At 59.1% G+C, this 14,726-nt stretch carries 14 protein-coding genes; 6 read left to right on the top strand and 8 right to left on the bottom strand.

The genetic code is table 11. From position 1 onward, the window contains the following. Positions 1–70: 70 nt before the first annotated feature. Together ftsH and glmM are read left to right on the top strand one after the other, a co-directional pair. The gene (gene ftsH / locus HKD21_RS03645) at positions 71–1,975 is read left to right on the top strand and encodes an ATP-dependent zinc metalloprotease FtsH (RefSeq protein ID WP_194254247.1); all 1,905 of its coding nucleotides are present in this window, start codon (positions 71–73) and stop codon (positions 1,973–1,975) included. A 96-nt stretch (positions 1,976–2,071) separates the two neighbouring features. Further along, positions 2,072–3,430 carry a phosphoglucosamine mutase gene (gene glmM / locus HKD21_RS03650; RefSeq protein ID WP_194254248.1) on the top strand — a complete coding sequence of 453 codons (1,359 nt, stop codon included), beginning with the start codon at positions 2,072–2,074 and terminating at the stop codon, positions 3,428–3,430. A gap of 41 nt (positions 3,431–3,471) precedes the next feature. Here glmM and HKD21_RS03655 read toward each other — a convergent pair whose 3' ends face one another. Beyond that, complete coding sequence (locus HKD21_RS03655; protein WP_194254249.1) at positions 3,472–4,215, bottom strand: response regulator transcription factor; 744 nt, start codon at positions 4,213–4,215, stop codon at positions 3,472–3,474. 189 nt (positions 4,216–4,404) lie between these two features. Here HKD21_RS03655 and fliI point away from each other — a divergent pair, with 189 nt between their 5' ends. Both fliI and fliJ read left to right on the top strand, forming a co-directional pair. Continuing rightward, positions 4,405–5,763 (top strand): flagellar protein export ATPase FliI, encoded by a 1,359-nt coding sequence (gene fliI / locus HKD21_RS03660; RefSeq protein WP_194254250.1) that lies wholly within the window; start codon positions 4,405–4,407, stop codon positions 5,761–5,763. A 13-nt stretch (positions 5,764–5,776) separates the two neighbouring features. Beyond that, on the top strand, positions 5,777–6,202 hold the full coding sequence (gene fliJ, locus HKD21_RS03665; RefSeq protein ID WP_194254251.1) for a flagellar export protein FliJ: 426 nt from the start codon (positions 5,777–5,779) through the stop codon (positions 6,200–6,202). Here the strand turns inward: fliJ and HKD21_RS03670 are convergent. From HKD21_RS03670 to HKD21_RS03680, 3 genes are all read right to left on the bottom strand, one after another. Then, positions 6,193–6,615 carry a hypothetical protein gene (locus HKD21_RS03670; RefSeq protein WP_194254252.1) on the bottom strand — a complete coding sequence of 141 codons (423 nt, stop codon included), beginning with the start codon at positions 6,613–6,615 and terminating at the stop codon, positions 6,193–6,195. The two genes, fliJ and HKD21_RS03670, sit on opposite strands and share 10 nt — an antisense overlap. A gap of 66 nt (positions 6,616–6,681) precedes the next feature. After that, on the bottom strand, positions 6,682–7,242 hold the full coding sequence (locus HKD21_RS03675; protein ID WP_194254253.1) for a hypothetical protein: 561 nt from the start codon (positions 7,240–7,242) through the stop codon (positions 6,682–6,684). Next, positions 7,239–8,513, bottom strand: a complete 1,275-nt coding sequence (locus HKD21_RS03680) for an aminopeptidase (protein ID WP_228120896.1) — start codon at positions 8,511–8,513, stop codon at positions 7,239–7,241. Before HKD21_RS03680 ends, HKD21_RS03675 begins: the two co-directional genes overlap by 4 nt. 66 nt (positions 8,514–8,579) lie before the next feature. On the opposite strand from HKD21_RS03680, the gene HKD21_RS03685 reads away from it, so the two are divergent. Further along, the gene (locus HKD21_RS03685; RefSeq protein ID WP_228120898.1) at positions 8,580–9,416 is read left to right on the top strand and encodes a glycosyltransferase family 2 protein; all 837 of its coding nucleotides are present in this window, start codon (positions 8,580–8,582) and stop codon (positions 9,414–9,416) included. A 60-nt stretch (positions 9,417–9,476) separates the two neighbouring features. Here HKD21_RS03685 and HKD21_RS03690 read toward each other — a convergent pair whose 3' ends face one another. From HKD21_RS03690 to HKD21_RS03705, 4 genes are all read right to left on the bottom strand, one after another. After that, positions 9,477–9,752, bottom strand: coding sequence for a hypothetical protein (locus HKD21_RS03690; protein ID WP_062029124.1), 276 nt, complete (start codon positions 9,750–9,752; stop codon positions 9,477–9,479). 137 nt (positions 9,753–9,889) lie between these two features. Next, positions 9,890–10,957: a histidinol-phosphate transaminase gene (gene hisC / locus HKD21_RS03695; protein WP_194254255.1), complete on the bottom strand. Its 1,068-nt coding sequence runs from the start codon at positions 10,955–10,957 to the stop codon at positions 9,890–9,892. Next, on the bottom strand, positions 10,954–11,454 hold the full coding sequence (locus HKD21_RS03700) for an ankyrin repeat domain-containing protein (RefSeq protein WP_194254256.1): 501 nt from the start codon (positions 11,452–11,454) through the stop codon (positions 10,954–10,956). The genes hisC and HKD21_RS03700 overlap by 4 nt, the downstream gene beginning before the upstream one ends. A gap of 65 nt (positions 11,455–11,519) precedes the next feature. Beyond that, on the bottom strand, positions 11,520–12,524 hold the full coding sequence (locus HKD21_RS03705; protein WP_194254471.1) for an MBL fold metallo-hydrolase: 1,005 nt from the start codon (positions 12,522–12,524) through the stop codon (positions 11,520–11,522). Between the two features lie 137 nt (positions 12,525–12,661). On the opposite strand from HKD21_RS03705, the gene tkt reads away from it, so the two are divergent. Beyond that, entirely contained in the window at positions 12,662–14,719 is a 2,058-nt protein-coding gene (gene tkt / locus HKD21_RS03710) for a transketolase (RefSeq protein WP_194254257.1), read from the top strand. Positions 14,720–14,726 lie beyond the last annotated feature (7 nt).

Consider the following 14,726-nt stretch of genomic DNA (forward strand, 5'->3'; position numbering starts at 1 on the left):
GTCGGCCAGTTGTGAGGGGTGATCCCGGACTGCATCTGACGGAACAGTCTGAAGGACGACAGAGAGCGAGATGAACAATTTAGGCCGTAACGTCGCGATCTGGGCGGTCATCATCGTGGTCGGAATGGCAGTGCTGACAGCCTTCCAGCCCGGTGGCGGACAGCATGCAGCCCAGCAGATCGCCTATTCCGATTTCATTCATGACGTGGACCAGCATCAGGTCCGTTCGGTCGTGATCCAGGAGCAGAATGTTTCCGGAACGCTGACGAACGGTACGTCTTTTGAGACCTATGCGCCACTTGATCCGAGCCTTCCGGGCCGTCTGACCTCTGCTGGTGTCGAAGTGACTGCCAAGCCGATGGACAGCGGAGAAAGTCCGATTCTGCGCTATGCCAGCGCCTATCTGCCGGTTCTGCTGCTGGTGGGGCTGTGCTTCATGGTTTTCCGCCAGATGCAGGGGGGTGGTGGCCGTGCCATGGGTTTCGGCAAATCCCGTGCCAAGCTGCTGACGGAAAAGACCGGTCGTGTGACGTTTGAAGACGTCGCGGGCATTGATGAAGCAAAATCCGAGCTTCAGGAAATCGTCGAGTTCCTGCGCGACCCGCAAAAATTCACCCGTCTGGGCGGTAAAATCCCCAAGGGAGCGCTGCTGGTTGGCCCTCCTGGTACGGGTAAGACGCTTCTGGCGCGCGCCATTGCGGGCGAGGCCAACGTTCCGTTCTTCACGATTTCCGGTTCGGACTTTGTGGAAATGTTCGTCGGTGTCGGTGCATCGCGTGTGCGTGACATGTTCGAACAGGGTAAGAAGTCCGCGCCCTGCATCATCTTCATCGACGAAATTGACGCCGTGGGCCGCCATCGTGGTGCAGGTCTTGGGGGTGGCAATGACGAGCGCGAACAGACCCTCAACCAGATGCTGGTCGAGATGGACGGTTTCGAAAGCAATGAAGGCGTAATCCTGATTGCCGCGACGAACCGTCCGGACGTTCTGGACCCGGCTTTGCTGCGTCCCGGTCGTTTTGATCGTCAGGTCGTGGTGCCGAACCCCGATGTGGCTGGCCGTGAGAAGATCCTGCGCGTTCACATGAAGAAAGTGCCCCTGTCTTCGGATGTGGACCCCAAGATTATTGCGCGCGGAACACCGGGTTTCTCGGGTGCGGATCTGTCCAATCTTGTGAACGAAGGCGCGCTGATGGCGGCGCGTCAGGGTCGCCGGACCGTGGGTATGGCGCAGTTCGAAGAAGCCAAAGACAAGGTCATGATGGGGGCGGAGCGCCGTTCCATGGTTATGACCGAAGACGAAAAGCGCTCGACCGCCTATCACGAATCCGGTCATGCCATCTGCGCGATCTTCACTCCGGGCAGCGATCCGATCCACAAAGCGACAATCGTCCCGCGTGGTCGTGCGCTGGGTCTGGTCATGACGCTGCCGGAGAAGGACAACATCTCCTACAGCCGCAAATGGTGTCTGGCCCGTCTGGTCATCGCTATGGGTGGCCGTGTTGCCGAAGAAATCATTTTCGGACGCGAGGAAGTCAGCGCCGGTGCATCGGGTGACATCAAGAGCGCGACGGATCTCGCGCGACGCATGGTGACCGAATGGGGCATGAGCGACACGCTGGGCATGATCGCTTATGGCGATAACGGGCAGGAAGTGTTTTTGGGTCACTCCGTGACGCAGAACAAAAACATCTCTGAAGAAACTGCCCGCGAGATCGACAAGGAAGTCAAAGCTCTGATCGATACGGCCTATAAGCAGGCCCATGATCTGCTGACGACCCGTCTGGATGATCTGCATCGCCTGACTGCAGCGCTTCTGGAATATGAAACGCTAACGGGTGACGATGTGGGCCGCATCATGCGCGGCGAGGCGATTGAGCGTTCGTCGGATGATGGGCAGATGCCTGACAACCGTCGCGCTTCAGTCCCCACTGCCCGTCCTGAAGCGTTTGATCCGGCGCCTCAGGCGAGCTAATCAGACAGTCAATCGCACCGACAGGCGCGTCATCGGGGAAATTGTCCCCGGTGCCGCGCCTTTTTTGTTTCTGGCAGACAGGCAGGATTTTGCATTATGGCCACCAAGAGGTCTCTGTTCGGCACTGACGGCATCCGTGGAACGGCCAATACCGCGCCCATGACGGTTGAGATCGCGCAGAGGCTGGGGCAGGCTGCCGGTCTGTATTTCATGCGGAGCCAGAACCGTCGGCACAGCGTCGTTCTGGGCAAAGATACGCGCCTTTCGGGCTATATGCTGGAATGTGCTCTGGTTGCAGGTTTTCTGTCAGCCGGGATGGACGTCATTCTGGTCGGCCCGCTGCCTACACCTGCCATCGCTATGCTGACCCGCTCTCTTCGCGCTGATCTTGGGGTGATGGTCTCAGCCTCGCATAATCCCTTCACGGATAATGGTATCAAGCTGTTTGGGCCGGACGGCTTCAAGCTTTCAGACGAGGTTGAAAGTGAAATCGAAGACCTGATGGCTCAGGATCTTTCGGCCCGACTGGCTTCTCCCGAGAGGATTGGACGGGCTTCACGTCTGACGGATGCGGCAGGTCGTTATATCGAGAACGCAAAGGCGTCTTTCCCGCGTGGTTTGCGTCTGGACGGTCTGAAGATTGTCATCGATTGCGCCAACGGTTCAGCCTACCGGGTGGCACCCAAGGCGTTGTGGGAGCTGGGTGCGGAAGTCATTAAGATCGGCTGCGAACCGGATGGTTTGAATATCAATGACGGTGTGGGATCAACCCATCCGGAAACGCTATGTGCGGCAGTTCGGGAACATGGTGCGGATTTTGGCATTGCTCTGGATGGCGATGCGGACCGCGTTCTGATTGCGGACGAAAATGGCGATCTTGTTGACGGAGACCAGATTATCGGCCTGATCGCGGCCTTCTGGAAGCAGCATGACCGCTTGCGTGGCAATACGGTGGTTACGACTGTTATGTCCAATATGGGGCTGGAAAAAGCTCTGGCAGAAAAGGGGCTTGAGCTTCAGCGGACATCGGTTGGCGACCGTTATGTCGTAGAGCGGATGCGCGAGATTGGTGCCAATCTCGGAGGCGAGCAGTCTGGGCATATGGTGTTGTCGGACTATGCCACGACAGGAGATGGTCTGATCGCCGCGTTGCAGGTTCTGGCCGTGTCTGTGGAAACCAAGAAGTCGGCCAGTGAAATCTGTCGTTTCTTCACGCCCTATCCGCAACTCCTGAAAAACGTCCGTTATTCAGGTGTCAGTCCGATGGGTAGCCCGGACCTTGCCGCGGCAAAAGCCTGGGCGGATGAACGACTGGCCGGAAGTGGCCGTCTTGTTCTACGCGCCAGTGGAACGGAACCGCTGATCCGTGTCATGGTAGAAGCGGAAGATGAGGCGCTCGTTCATGAGGTGGTGGATCATGTCTGCGATGTTATTCGCGCCATTGCTCATGTTTGACCGCCGATATCTATTAAGGCTGTCTCGAGTGGCAGCCTGATTCAGACTGCTGCTTCGAGAACGTGGGCAGGGGTTTTGGGGGCCAGGCTGGCAAGAGCAGCAGTTTCTGCAACATCATCTTCTCGCAGGATGTAGCCACGTCCCCAGACAGTCGCGATCAGGTTACCCGCACCAACATTCTGCAATTTTCGACGTAGTTTGCAGATAAAGACGTCAATGATCTTCATTTCCGGCTCATCGATGCCACCGTAAAGGTGATTGAGAAATGCGTCCTTTGTCAGGACGGACCCTTTACGGATTACGAGCAATTCCAGAATGGCATATTCCTTACCCGTCAGGTGCAGCGCCGCGCCATCGACGGTAACGTTTTTGCCGTTCAGATCCAGTTCCAGATTACCCACCCTCAGCTTTGGCTCGGCAAATCCCCGCGAACGGCGCATGACGGCCTGAAGGCGCGCAACGAGTTCGTCTGAATCGTATGGTTTTGTCATGTAATCATCGGCCCCCATGGAGAAGGCGCGGATTTTGGCCTGAGAACGGAGCAGGGCCGAAAGGACAAGGATCGGCGTCGTGATGCGGGCTGCCCGGACACGCCTGATGACTTCATATCCTTCCAGATCGTTTAGCATCAGTTCGAGCACAACCACGTCATAGTCGTAATGACGCAGCATCTCGATGGCCTCTTCGCCAGAGGGCGTATGGTCAACGGTAAAGGACGCGGTACGCAGGGTCTGGGACAACGTGGTGGCGGCTGACTGATCGCTATCGACAAGAAGGATACGCATGTTTCAACTCCCGGCTTGGTGAACCAATGGTTACTACCCAAGGTTGTGCGTGTCGATACCTGCAGATAAAAAATCGTAAAATTGTCATTATTTTTCCCTCAAAAAGAGAACATTAAGTTCGTATTAACTATGGGGTTGTAGGGTGTAAGGATTGAAACAATCCGCAGAAAACGGTCAAAAACTGCTGCCATGAGCAATTACGCCAGACTGCTTGAGATGCTCTCAGACCTCACTTGCGACTGGGTTACGGGAAGCGTGAAAGACGTCGTTGGACTTTGCATAACCGTCATTGGAATCGAGCGATTCATCACGATTGGAGATAGAGTCGCGATTACAGCGCGCGATGGCCGGGTGGTGCAATCTGAGGTTGTGGGGTTTCAGGGTAACCTTGCACGACTGATGTCTTTCGGAGTGCTGGATGGTATTGGTCCGGGTTGTGCGGCACGAGTGCCTCTCAATCGCCGTGGTGGTGGCTTGGGTATTAATTCGAGCTGGCTTGGACGGGTGGTGGACCCGTTAGGGCAACCGATCGATGGAAAAGGACCTTTACTTCCCTCAATTTCACGCCAGGCGATTCAGTGTTCGCCACCCAATGCGGCAAGTCGTGCACGGTTGGGGGACCGGATTGATCTCGGGGTGCGGGCTTTGGACGCATTCACAACATCGCGTCGTGGTCAGAGGCTTGGACTTTTCGCCGGATCTGGTGTTGGAAAATCGACCCTGCTTTCTATGCTTGCGCGAGGGGCGGAGTGCGATGTTGCCGTAATTTCGCTCGTGGGTGAGCGTGGGCGTGAGGTCCGTGAGTTCATTGAAGACGATCTTGGCCCTGACGGGCTGGCACGGAGTGTGCTGGTGATTGCAACATCGGACTCACCTCCGCTGATGCGTCGTGAAGCGGCGCTGTCTGCCATGGCGATTGCGGAATATTTCCGTGACCAAGGCAAATCGGTTCTGCTTCTGATGGACAGCGTAACGCGGTTTTGCATGGCGCTACGAGAAATCGGTCTTTCTGCGGGCGAGCCTCCTGCGACACGTGGTTATCCGCCTTCGGTGTTTGCCGAACTCCCTCGACTACTGGAGCGGGCTGGTCCGGGAGACCCCGGTCAGGGGATGATTACGGCTCTCTTTACTGTTCTGGTGGAAGGCGACGATCAGAACGAGCCAGTTGCGGACGCGGTGCGTGGTATTCTGGATGGCCATATCCTTCTGGATCGCAAGATCGGCGAGCAGGGACGTTATCCCGCAATCGATGTTCTGCGCTCACTGTCCCGTGCGGTTCCGGGGTGTAATTCCCCTGAGGAAAACACTCTTACTCAACGCGCGCGCGCAGCAATGGCGACCTATCAGCGTATGGCGGATATGATCCGGCTTGGGGCTTACAAGCCGGGCACGGATCGTGAGGTTGACGAGGCTATCGCATTGATGCCCAAACTGAACCAGTTTCTGTCTCAGGGGCGCAACGAGCGGTCCACACGTGTGGAGGCTTTTGAACAGCTCGCACAGATTATGCAGACGATCCCGCAAACCACTCCTTTGAATGCGGCATGAAGGATTTCTCAGGATGGAACAGTCACCTCTCGACACTCTCATTGCTTTGCGTGAGCAGGAACTTGATCTTGTTGAAAGAAGCTTTGCGGAGGCCGTCGCCCGTGAGACGGCTGCAGAAGAAAAGCTATCGGCGGCTCAGGAAGAAATTCTGAGTGAACAGCGGATCGCTTCCAGCCCCACAGCCGGGGACGGTGCGGTGGAAGCCTTCAGTCGCTGGCTTCCTGCCGGGCGGCAGGCTGTTGCCGAAGCGCAGGCACGCTGCCGCGAAGCTGCGCTGGATCGTGAAACCGTGCGGTCGGCACTGATTATCGCGAGAGCTGCCATGGAAGCCGTCAAAACTTTGAAGGAAGAGCGGCAGGAAGAAGAGCAGTTGGCGGAGCTCAAAAAAGAACAGAATGCGCTGGATGAACTTGCCATTCGTCAGTTCAGTCAGTCCTGAGCAACGTCCTGGCTGCGAAGCGCGGTTTCAATCTGCAGGGCTGTGCCGATCAGGGCGCATGCCACGGGATGGGTGCTGTCGCGAACAAAGGCCAGAACGAGATCGGGATCGCTGGGAAAGAGATCGGTTTGTAGCGTAGTAACAGACGTCATTTCTCCCGTATGGGCCGCGTTCTGTGCCGCGTGGGCCAAAATGCGTGAGACGGCTTTTTCGAGCGCTGGAAGAAGCACAATGTGAGGCGCGCTATGGTCTGAGGCATGTGTCGCTGCGAGTTCATCCCAGCCTGCGCGGGTGACGAAGGCAGGAATACCATCAGGTGGCGTCTCGCGCTCGGCGCGCAGAAGTGCGCCAGATTGGGCCATGCCAAGAATATCCAGTGCAGGGAGTAGCGTGGGGTCGAGTTTAATGGGCATCCGGATCTTTTTCGCAGACTGAAGCGGCCATGTCATCTTGCGGGAGACATGGCCGCTGTTTCTTATTCAGTGTGGTGGATTGCCCATGGCCTGCATCAGAGCCGTCACCTGTTCGGGCTGGGCCTTGAAGAGGGCGACATTGGCAGGATTGGGGCCTGGCATTCCGGCTGGAAGCTGACCGTTGCTGGCGGCCAGAGTCATCCCGAAGGTTGTCATGCCCATCACGAAGCTTTCAGGCGTGAAGCCGTGGCTTTGGAGGACAGGAGCCAATCCGGGAATCTGGCTGATGCGGCTGATTGTCTCGGCCAGTCCTGCCCCGTGCGAATTGGGGGGCTGGATGTTTCGGGCCTGAAGCTCGGCAATCGTTGCTGCGGCACGGGTCATGAAGTCCGACGGCAGAGGATATTGCATGGCGTGCTCCGTATCGGCACGGACCTGCGGCGGGATTTGCGGAGTCTGCTGCGGTGTTCCTTGTAGCGGCACACTGCCGTCGATCTGTGTCTGACTTGTGGTGCCACCCTGAGCAGGATAACCGGGTTGCGGATAAGACTGGGCCTGTGCGGCCAGTGGCAGCATCGCGACAGAGGCGAACAGGCCCGTGAGGCCTGTCATGCGGAAAAATGTCATGCCTGCACCCATTCTCCTGCGCGCATCAGCGGCACGCGATTGCCGTTCTTGAGGCCATCAAGATCGATTTTGTCCGAACCGATCATCCAGTCAATGTGGATGAGGGAGTCGTTGACACCCCGATCCAGAAGCTCTTCCGGCGTCAACCCTTCGATATCGACGACCATGCACTTCGTGTAAGCTTGGCCAAGAGCGATATGGCTGGACGCATTCTCGTCGAACAGCGTGTTACGATACAGGATCTTACTAGCCGAGATGGGTGAGGAATGCGGTACGAGGGCGACTTCGCCAATCCGTGCCGCGCCTTCATCGGTATCGAGGATACGCTTGAGCACGTCCTCACCCTGACTGGCTGTTGCTTCGACAATGCGGCCATTTTCGAAACGCACCGAGATATCGTCGATCAGAGTTCCCTGATGGAACAGCGGCTTGGTGCTGCCGACGCGGCCGTTGACCTTGCTGCGATGCGGGGTCGTGAAGATTTCCTCGGTCGGGATATTCGGGTTGCAGACGATGCCATTTCCGGATTTTTCCGAACCGCCTGCCCAGAGATGTCCGTCCGCAAGGCCGACCGTCAGATCTGTGCCGGGGCCGCTGAAATGCAGGGCATCGAAGCGGCTGTCGTTCATGAATTTCGCCCGGGCATGCAGGGCAGCGTTATGGGCTTTCCACTCGGCGACAGGATCGGCGACATCTACGCGAGATGCCTTGAAAATACCGTCCCACAGGGCGGCGAGAGCTTTCTCAGGGGGGAGGTCCGGGAAGACCTGTTCGGCCCAGGCCGGTGTGGCACAGGCGATGATATTCCAGTTCACGGCGAACTGGGTGATGATTTCCATTGCCGGGCGGTTTGCTTTGGAGCTGGCGCGGTTGGCGCGTGCAATGCGTTCCGGGTCCTGTCCTTTAAGCAGTGTTGGATTGGCGCCGGTGATGGCCATGCGGGCTGCGCCTTCACGGAACGCACGCGCCATGCCCTCGGCCAGCCATGTGGGGGCAACGTCGAAGGCGTCGTCCGGGGCATGGATGAAACGGGCGAGTGTGGTTTCGTCATCCGCGTACAGGGTCGTCACCAGCGAGGCGCCAGCCTTGTAAGCGTGTTCCGTGACGCGCCGGACCAGTGCGACGGCCGTGAGCGGCGCGGTGATGAGGAGCTGCTGGCCCGGCGTGATGTTCAGGCCAACGCGGACAGCGACCTCGCCCAGACGGTCGAGCAGCTGTTCGTGCGAAAAGGTGGAGGGAGCGGACACGTTGGACTCTTTCGCAGTGATCATTCTGGCCCTCATGGTGTGCCCTGTAGCGTTGAAGTGCAAGAGAGCAGCGCATGAGGTGACAGGGCTTTGAGTGCGCAGTATCGTGCCGGTATGGAACCCGGACTTCATATTTTCGCCGATCCAGGCGGACCCGACCAGCGTCCGTTCGATGTAGCGGTTGTCATGCCCAGTCTGCTGCGGCCTACCATCGTCCGGGCGATCCAGTCTGTTTTCCGGCAAGTGGGAGATCTGCGGGTCCAGATCATGGTCGGTCTGGATTGTCCCCCGGGAGACGATGCTGACGATCTGATTCAGAGCGCGATCGCAGGACGGCCATCGGGTTGGGCCGTCGAAGTGCTTTGGCCTGGCTATTCCACGTCACAACGTCATGGAGGGTTCGGGCGGGCGAGGGACGGCGGCGTATTGCGCAGCGTGCTTAGTCAGCTTTCGAATGCTCCACGCATTGCTTATCTCGACGATGATAACTGGTGGGCGCCCGATCATCTGTCGTCCCTTCTGGCCGCGATCGAAGGTCAGGACTGGGCATGGGCGGGGCGCTGGTTCGTGCATCCACAGACACTCAAACCTGTCTGCGAGGATCAGTGGGAGTCGGTCGGGATCGGAGGCGGAATTTTCCGCGAAAGCTATGGCGGGTTTGTGGACCCGAACTGCCTGATGATTGACCGGACAAGGGCCCCGGAAGCATTGGAAATGTGGAATCAGCCTCTGGCTGGGGACGGAACGCAGATGACGGCGGACCGTAATGTTTTCAGGACGTTGATGGATCGTCCGGGAAAACCGACCGGGGAATATACCGCCTATTACGTTCTGACCGAGACGGACGGCCTGCATCCCACGAGATTACGTCTGATGGGGGCGGCATGGGACCGGGCGTCGGCAGAGGCTCAAGGGGAAGCTGTTTAGGCTTCCTGATGCAAAAGCCGGTGTGGAGGAGATTTCCGTACCGGCTTCTGGGGCCATCCCTTACATGGAACGGATCGTGTTGCGGCGCGGCGGACGGCGCTGGCGGTCGGACTGGGCGTCCGGGTTTGCGGCTTTCGCGGCTTTCTCGCGCGCGATGGTGCGTAGTTCGGTTTCCAGTTCGCGGATGCGGCGCTGGATGCTTTCCTTCAACGTCGGAGACGTGTGAGACTTCATGGAAGCGATCGTTTCCTTGAGGTCCCGAAGCTGCTTTTCCTTTTCGGCCTGATTGCGGCGAATAGGCTGGTTGTCGGACATCTGTCCCTGAAATGCACGCATGTATTCGGTCTTTCCGCATGAAACATCCATGGGCCTCCCGTTCATCCGGAGGATGACGGGATGAGGCGCGCAAACGCGCCCATCTGGCCCTGTCTGGCTCATGATTATGGGGGACGGGGTATTACCGTCCGGTTAATTCAGGATCGGGAGGAGAGGATGTCCCGCAAAACGTCAGTCAGGCGGGTGCAGGCGTCGTCCGTTCCGATCGAGATACGCAGCCAGTCCTGGATGCGCGGGGTTGAGAGGTGCCGGACAAGGATCGCACGCTCGCGCAGGGCTGCGGCGATGGCTCCGGCCTTGTGCTCCGGGTGGTGCACAAGAATGAAATTGGCACAGGACGGCAGGACTTGGAAGCCAAGATTTTGCAGTTGCGGAACCAGCCGGTCGCGGCTCGCAACGAGGCGGGCCGTGATGTCCGCGAGCCAGTCGGCGTCCTGAATCGCGGCGATGGCCCCGGCCTGGGCCGGACGGGAGAGGGGGTAGGAATTGAAACTGTCCTTGACGCGAATGAGACCCTCGATCAGTTCCGGGGAGCCGATCGCAAAACCCACACGCAGTCCTGCCAGAGCGTAGGACTTTGACAGCGTCTGGACCACCAGAAGGTTGTCATGACGATGTGTCAGTTCAATGGCGGATTGTGCACCGAAATCGACATAGGCTTCGTCGATGATGACGGTCCGGTCCGGGTGGCGCTTGAGGAGCGCTTCGATCTGATCCAGCGGCAGAGCGATTCCCGTATTGGCATTCGGGTTGGCGACGGCGATGCCGCCGCAGTCGCCGGTATAGGCGTCGATGTTGATTGTGAAATCGTCATTGAGCGGGATGTGGCGGAACGGTTGCTCAAACAGGCCGCAATAGACCGGGTAGAAGCCGTAGGTCACGTCCGAGAACAGGACCGGTGCACCGTCGTGGAACAATGCGCGGAAGGCGTGGGCCAGAACCTCGTCAGAGCCGTTGCCAACGAAGACACGATCGGCGGTGGTGCCGAACCGGGTGGCGATGGTGTCCCGCAGGTCCGCTGCTGTCGGGTCTGGGTAGAGACGCAGATCGTCGGATGCGGCGTCGCGGATGGCCTCAAGCACTTTCGGGCTTGGACCGTAGGGAGACTCGTTGGTGTTGAGCTTCAGCAGGTTCGCGAGTCTGGGCTGCTCGCCCGGCACATAGGGGTGCAGAGCCCGGACGCGGCGGTTCCAGAAACGGCTCATGCGGACGCTCTGGCGAACAGGTCGGTCATGAGCTGGCGTTCGGCCAGATCGCGTGCAGAGACGCCATCCGCATCTTTCAGGTCCGGGTTTGCTTCGGCGGCAAGAAGCTTTTTCGCCATGTCTTCGCGGTTGAACATGATGGAAAACATCAGCGGTGTGCGACCGGCATGATTGGCATGATCCACCTCGGCACCATGATCGAGCAGAAGTGTTGCGAGATCGGTCAGGCCCTTGAATGCGACGCCCGAGAGTGCCGTGGCGCCCTTGAGATCAGTGGCTTCCGTGTCGGCCCCGCGATCCAGCAGCAGGCGCGTGGCGTCTGTGTGGCCGTTGTAGGTGGCGACGATCAGGGCAGTATAGCCACGGCTGTCCGGCGTATCGATGGCCATGCCGGCATCCAGAAACTGGGTCAGGAGGTCGGTATCGCCTTCACGGGCCGCGTCGATGAACAGGGCGGTGATCTGGTCTGACGTGAAAGTGACGTTCTGGGCGTTCATGACGGTTTCCACATGGCGGTGTCCCCGATGACAGAAAATCCGGGGAAGGGATGTCGGAGGGCAGTTTAGCTTTTTGTGTCAGTTGGCGGAAGGGTGAGGCTGTCACCGTTTTCCAGCGCCCTGAAAGGGCGGCCAGCGGGTCGGCAGGCGAACTCCAGACGGGTGGGAGGCTCCAGAATGGCCTCGTCGGTGAGCTGGAACGTGCCGAAATGGATGGGCAGTCCCTGTTGTGCCTTGAGCGTATCGAAAGCCATGAGCGCCTCTTCGGGGGACATGTGAACGCGGCGCATCAGGTTGCGCGGTTCGTAGGCCCCGATGGGTAGGATGGCGAGGTCGATATACGGCCAGCGACGGTGGATCGCGTCGAAGTGTTTGCCCCAGGCCGTGTCGCCCGCGAAAAACACGGTGTGGCCGTCTGCTTCGATCGTGAAACCGCCCCAGAGCGCGCGGTTGGAATCGAACGGTGTGCGCGCGCTTCCGTGCAGGGCCGGTGTTGCCGTGATGCGGGCGTTGTCGTCGGTCGTACCTTCCCACCAGTCCAGCTCAATGATGCGGGGAAGTGCGGCCTTTTTCAGATGGCGGCGGTTGCCCAGCAGGGAGATGCAGAGCGGATCGTCACGTTCGGCCAGTGCCCGCAGGCTCGGCAGGTCCATGTGGTCGTAATGGCAGTGCGAGACGAGGATGATGTCGATAGGCGGCAGTGCCTCCAGCGCGATGCCGGGTGGGCAGACACGGCGCGGTCCGAAACTGCGGAAGGGGGAGCAGCGTTCGGAAAAGACCGGATCTGTGATGATCCGCAGAGGCGCGCGTCCTGCGCGGCCGAACTGGAGCAGAACGGTCGCATGACCGACAAACGTGGCGCAACATTCCCCCGGAGCAGGCGTGACCTGATCGTAGGTTTTTTGCGGCGGAAGAGCATCCGGCCAGCGTGGCCTGAGGCCCATCTGCCAGCGGAAGATGGTCCCGATCCGCTGCGAAGGGCTGCGGGCCGTTCGCGCCTCGTCCGGGCGCCATTCTTCGGGGTTTCGGTAACGACGACCGTCGAAATGCGGCAGGTTGTCATCAAGCACAAGAGCGTGTTTCACAATATGGTTTACCGATCAGCCATTGCGTCTGGCGCGACTTCGCGTCATGCCGTGGCAGCAGAAGGTATGGAAGATATCGTTGCGTTTCTTCCTGTCAGTCACAAGCCGGAGATCCCATTCCGATGAGTACGCTTCCTCAGCTCACCATCAATACGATCCGTACCCTTTCGATGGAAGGTGTTGAACGCGCCAATTCTGGCCATCCCGGCACGGCCATGGCCCTCGCCCCCGCGATGTATGCGGTCTGGCAGCATGATCTGAAATACGATCCGGCCGATCCGTGCTGGCCCGCCCGCGACCGTTTCGTCCTTTCGGTCGGTCATGCGTCGATGCTGCTGTACTCCACCCTGTTCCTTACAGGCGTGAAGGATATTCAGGATGGCAAGGTCGTTGACGCACCGTCCCTCACTGTCGAGGATCTCTCGCAGTTCCGTCAGTTGAACTCCAAGACGCCGGGGCATCCGGAATACCGCTTTACCGCTGGTGTAGAAACCACGACCGGCCCGCTCGGACAGGGTTGCGGCAATTCCGTCGGTATGGCGATCGCGCAGAAATGGATGTCCGCGCGCTATGATCGCCCCGGCTTCAAACTGTTCGACTATCACGTCACGGTGTTCTGTGGCGATGGCGACATGATGGAAGGTGTGGCTTCGGAAGCCGCGTCCACCGCTGGCCATCTCGCACTTGGGAACCTGACCTGGATCTATGATTCAAACCAGATTTCCATCGAAGGTTCGACGGACCTGGCTTTCACGGAAAATGTGGGCAAGCGTTTTGAAGCCTATGGCTGGCATGTCCAGACGCTGACGGACGGCAACGATGTCGACGCCATTCTCGCCGCGCTGAAAGCAGCCCGTGCGGTGACGGACCGCCCGAGCATGATCGTGCTCAAGACGGTCATCGGTTATGGCGCGCCCAAAAAGGCTGGTACGGCTTCGGCACATGGCGAGCCGCTGGGCGCTGAAGAGATCAAGGGTGCGAAGAAGGTCTATGGCTGGCCGGAAGATGCTCCGGACTTCTATGTACCTGATGGCGTGAAGGAGCATTTCGCTGAGGGTCTCGGCAAGCGTGGTGCGGAAGCCAATGCAGAATGGCGCGAGCTGTTCTCGGCTTACCGCGAAGCACATCCGGAACTCGCGGCTGAAATCGACTGCATCATCGAACATCGTCTGCCGGAAGGCTGGGACAAGGACATCCCGACTTTCGACGCCGATGCCAAGGGCATTGCCTCCCGTGCAAGCTCGGGTCAGGTGCTGAATGCGGTTGCGAAGAACCTTCCCTGGATGATCGGCGGCTCCGCTGACCTGACGCCGTCCACCAAAACGGACATCAAGGGCGGCGGCTCCTTCCAGCCGGAAAAATGGAACGGCACCTATGGCGGCCGGAACCTGCATTTCGGTGTGCGCGAACATGCGATGGGCTCCATCTGCAATGGTATCGCGCTGTCGGGCATCCGTTCCTACGGTTCGGGCTTCCTGATCTTCTCCGATTACATGAAGGCACCGATCCGTCTGTCGGCCATCATGGAACTGCCGGTTCTGTATATCTTCACGCATGACTCCATCGGTGTGGGTGAAGACGGGCCGACGCATCAGCCGATCGAGCAGCTCGCACAGCTTCGTGCCACGCCGGGCATCATGACGATCCGTCCGTCCGACGCGAACGAAGTGTCCGAAGCCTGGCGCACGCTGATCCCGATGACGCACAAGCCTGCCGTCCTCGCCCTGAGCCGTCAGAACCTGCCGACGATCGACCGCACGAAATATGCGTCTGCCGCTGGTCTGGCGCAGGGCGGTTATGTTCTGGCGAGCTGTGACGGCAAGCCTGACGTGATCCTGATCGCCTCGGGTTCGGAAGTCAGCCTCGTGGTAACGGCTTACGAAAAGCTGACGGAAGAAGGCATTAACGCCCGCGTCGTCTCCATGCCGAGCTTTGACCTCTTCGAGGAGCAGAGCCAGGAATACCGCGATTCCGTCCTCCCGCCGGATGTCATCGGCCGCGTCGCGGTCGAGCAGGCCGCAGCGTTCGGCTGGGACCGGTACGTCGGCATCGGCGGTGCGATCATCGCGATGAACACGTTCGGTGCGTCGGCTCCGGCCTCCGCACTTCTCACGAAATTCGGTTTCACGCCGGAAGCGGTTCTTGACGCGGCAAAGCGTCAGGCCCTGCGCGGCAAGTAAGGGAGAG

The sequence above is a fragment of the Gluconobacter cerevisiae genome, from assembly GCF_015244675.1.
GTDB classification, from domain to species: Bacteria; Pseudomonadota; Alphaproteobacteria; order Acetobacterales; family Acetobacteraceae; genus Gluconobacter; species Gluconobacter cerevisiae.

Coding starts and splice junctions, on each gene's coding strand:
- HKD21_RS03655 (WP_194254249.1), bottom strand. CDS start 4,215: ATGCGTATCCTTCTTGTCGATAGCGATCAGTCAGCCGCCACCACGTTG.
- HKD21_RS03675 (WP_194254253.1), bottom strand. CDS start 7,242: ATGACATTTTTCCGCATGACAGGCCTCACGGGCCTGTTCGCCTCTGTC.
- HKD21_RS03680 (WP_228120896.1), bottom strand. CDS start 8,513: ATGATCACTGCGAAAGAGTCCAACGTGTCCGCTCCCTCCACCTTTTCG.
- HKD21_RS03690 (WP_062029124.1), bottom strand. CDS start 9,752: ATGCGTGCATTTCAGGGACAGATGTCCGACAACCAGCCTATTCGCCGC.
- hisC (WP_194254255.1), bottom strand. CDS start 10,957: ATGAGCCGTTTCTGGAACCGCCGCGTCCGGGCTCTGCACCCCTATGTG.
- glmM (WP_194254248.1), top strand. CDS start 2,072: ATGGCCACCAAGAGGTCTCTGTTCGGCACTGACGGCATCCGTGGAACG.
- HKD21_RS03670 (WP_194254252.1), bottom strand. CDS start 6,615: ATGCCCATTAAACTCGACCCCACGCTACTCCCTGCACTGGATATTCTT.
- fliJ (WP_194254251.1), top strand. CDS start 5,777: ATGGAACAGTCACCTCTCGACACTCTCATTGCTTTGCGTGAGCAGGAA.
- tkt (WP_194254257.1), top strand. CDS start 12,662: ATGAGTACGCTTCCTCAGCTCACCATCAATACGATCCGTACCCTTTCG.
- ftsH (WP_194254247.1), top strand. CDS start 71: ATGAACAATTTAGGCCGTAACGTCGCGATCTGGGCGGTCATCATCGTG.
- HKD21_RS03700 (WP_194254256.1), bottom strand. CDS start 11,454: ATGAACGCCCAGAACGTCACTTTCACGTCAGACCAGATCACCGCCCTG.
- fliI (WP_194254250.1), top strand. CDS start 4,405: ATGAGCAATTACGCCAGACTGCTTGAGATGCTCTCAGACCTCACTTGC.